This is a genomic window from Pseudomonas sp. NPDC087336, assembly GCF_044744285.1.
Lineage (GTDB): Bacteria > Pseudomonadota > Gammaproteobacteria > Pseudomonadales > Pseudomonadaceae > Aquipseudomonas.
The window spans coordinates 1-2035 of record NZ_JBIUYA010000074.1; the positions used below are offsets into that span (position 1 = coordinate 1).

Here is a 2035-nt window from a genome sequence, read left to right on the forward strand (position 1 = left end):
CCGAAGCACATCATCAGAATCGATATCAGCATCGAATTCTTGCGCCCGTGCTTGTCCGCGAGACGGCCGAAAATCCAGCCATCAGCCTGTCGCTTAACGCTCGGGCTGGAGACGCAAAGTCGAAGCTTACTTCAGCTCGACTTTAGCGCCTGCTTCTTCCAGTACTGCTTTGGCTTTGTCAGCTGCGTCTTTGGCAACAGCTTCCAGAACCATGGCAGGAGCGCCGTCAACTACAGCCTTGGCTTCTTTCAAGCCCAGACCGGTCAGTTCACGTACAGCCTTGATCACGTTAACTTTCTTCTCGCCAGCTTCGGTCAGCATGACGTTGAATTCGGTTTGCTCTTCAGCAACGGCAGCAGCAACAGCAGGACCTGCCGATGCAGCAGCAGCGGTAACGCCGAATTTTTCTTCGAAAGCTTTGATCAGCTCAACAACTTCCATTACGGACATGTTGCCAACTGCTTCAAGGATATCGTTCTGAGAGATAGACATGAATCTAATTCCTGATATTGGGGACGGCCTACGCGACCATCGAAAAAAACAAAAAACGCGAGAAGTTGACGAGCCTTAGGCTGCAGCAGCTTCTTTCTGGTCGCGAATTGCCGCCAGAGTACGAGCCAATTTGCTGGTAGCGCCTTGAATCACGCTCATCAGCTGAGAAATTGCTTCGTCACGGGTCGGCAAGGTTGCCAGTACGTCGATTTGGTTAGCTGCGAGGAACTTGCCCTCGAACGCAGCTGCCTTGATCTCGAACTTGTTCTGACCCTTTGCGAACTCTTTGAAAATCCGGGCAGCAGCGCCTGGATGTTCCTTGGAGAATGCAATCAGGGTAGGGCCGCTGAACACGTCGTTGAGAACACTGAATTCAGTGTCAGCAACGGCGCGCTTGAGCAGGGTGTTACGTACAACACGTACGTAAACGCCAGCTTCACGAGCCTCTTTACGGAGTCCGGTCATTGCGCCTACTGTTACGCCACGGGCATCAGCCACGACAGCGGACAGAGCGACTTTGGCAGCCTCGTTGACTTCAGCGACGATGGCCTTCTTGTCTTCGAGTTTAATTGCCACGGGTTTAACTCCTGCTTGTTACCGTTTCATTCGATCGAAATCGAATGTCGTTTTGGTGTCTGATTCGGTAAGGAACCGGGAGCACCATCTGCGTAGGCTTGTGGTTTAAGACTTGCGTCGCCTACGGTCTTGGATAGCCCCCGCCAGGCAGGGACCCCAATTTTTCAATTGGCGCAATCGCTTGCGCCAATCTGTGTCTTACGCGTCGAGCGAGCTTTGGTCGATGACCAGACCTGGGCCCATAGTGGTGCTCAGGGTAACGCGCTTGACGTAGATGCCTTTCGAGGAAGCTGGCTTGATACGCTTCAGGTCAGCGATCAGGGCTTCAACGTTTTCCTTCAGCTTGACGGCGTCGAAGCCGATCTTGCCAACGGAAGTGTGGATGATGCCGTTTTTGTCGGTGCGATAACGAACCTGACCAGCCTTGGCGTTTTTAACCGCGGTGGCTACGTCTGGAGTTACGGTGCCGACTTTAGGGTTAGGCATCAGGCCACGCGGACCGAGGATCTGACCCAGTTGACCTACAACGCGCATGGCATCCGGGGATGCGATCACTACGTCATAGTTCAGGTCGCCGCCTTTCATTTCGGCAGCCAGGTCGTCCATGCCTACACGGTCAGCGCCGGCAGCCAGAGCGGCTTCAGCAGCTGGACCTTGGGTGAACACAGCAACGCGAACGGTCTTACCAGTGCCGTGTGGCAGCACAGTAGCGCTACGAACGACCTGGTCGGATTTACGCGGGTCAACACCCAGGTTTACAGCAACGTCGAACGACTCGCTGAACTTGACAGTCGACAGCTCAGCCAGCAGAGCAGCAGCGTCTACAAAGTTGTAGGCCTTGCCTGCTTCGATTTTGCCGGCGATAGCCTTTTGACGCTTGGTCAGCTTAGCCATTACACACCCTCCACGTTAAGGCCCATGCTACGAGCAGAACCGGCGATAGTACGCACGGCTGCTTCCATATCAG

The 2035-nt window shown here is 54.3% G+C and carries 3 protein-coding genes and 1 pseudogene; all 4 read right to left on the reverse strand.

The features are described 5' to 3' along the window. Nucleotides 1–126 precede the first annotated feature (126 nt). Nucleotides 127–492: a 50S ribosomal protein L7/L12 gene (gene rplL, locus ACIO0C_RS31215; RefSeq protein ID WP_003206098.1), complete on the reverse strand. Its 366-nt coding sequence runs from the start codon at nucleotides 490–492 to the stop codon at nucleotides 127–129. Between the two features lie 75 nt (nucleotides 493–567). Then, the gene (gene rplJ / locus ACIO0C_RS31220) at nucleotides 568–1068 is read right to left on the reverse strand and encodes a 50S ribosomal protein L10 (protein ID WP_008065701.1); all 501 of its coding nucleotides are present in this window, start codon (nucleotides 1066–1068) and stop codon (nucleotides 568–570) included. 198 nt (nucleotides 1069–1266) lie between these two features. Then, nucleotides 1267–1962 (reverse strand): 50S ribosomal protein L1, encoded by a 696-nt coding sequence (rplA, locus tag ACIO0C_RS31225; RefSeq protein WP_003186095.1) that lies wholly within the window; start codon nucleotides 1960–1962, stop codon nucleotides 1267–1269. Beyond that, nucleotides 1962–2035 (reverse strand): annotated as a pseudogene (gene rplK / locus ACIO0C_RS31230) (50S ribosomal protein L11); the annotation flags it as partial. The gene rplA and the pseudogene rplK, both read right to left, overlap by 1 nt.

Bases quoted from the DNA above. Each gene is read 5' to 3' on its own strand.
- rplL (WP_003206098.1), bottom strand. From the start codon at position 492: ATGTCTATCTCTCAGAACGATATCCTTGAAGCAGTTGGCAACATGTCC.
- rplA (WP_003186095.1), bottom strand. From the start codon at position 1,962: ATGGCTAAGCTGACCAAGCGTCAAAAGGCTATCGCCGGCAAAATCGAA.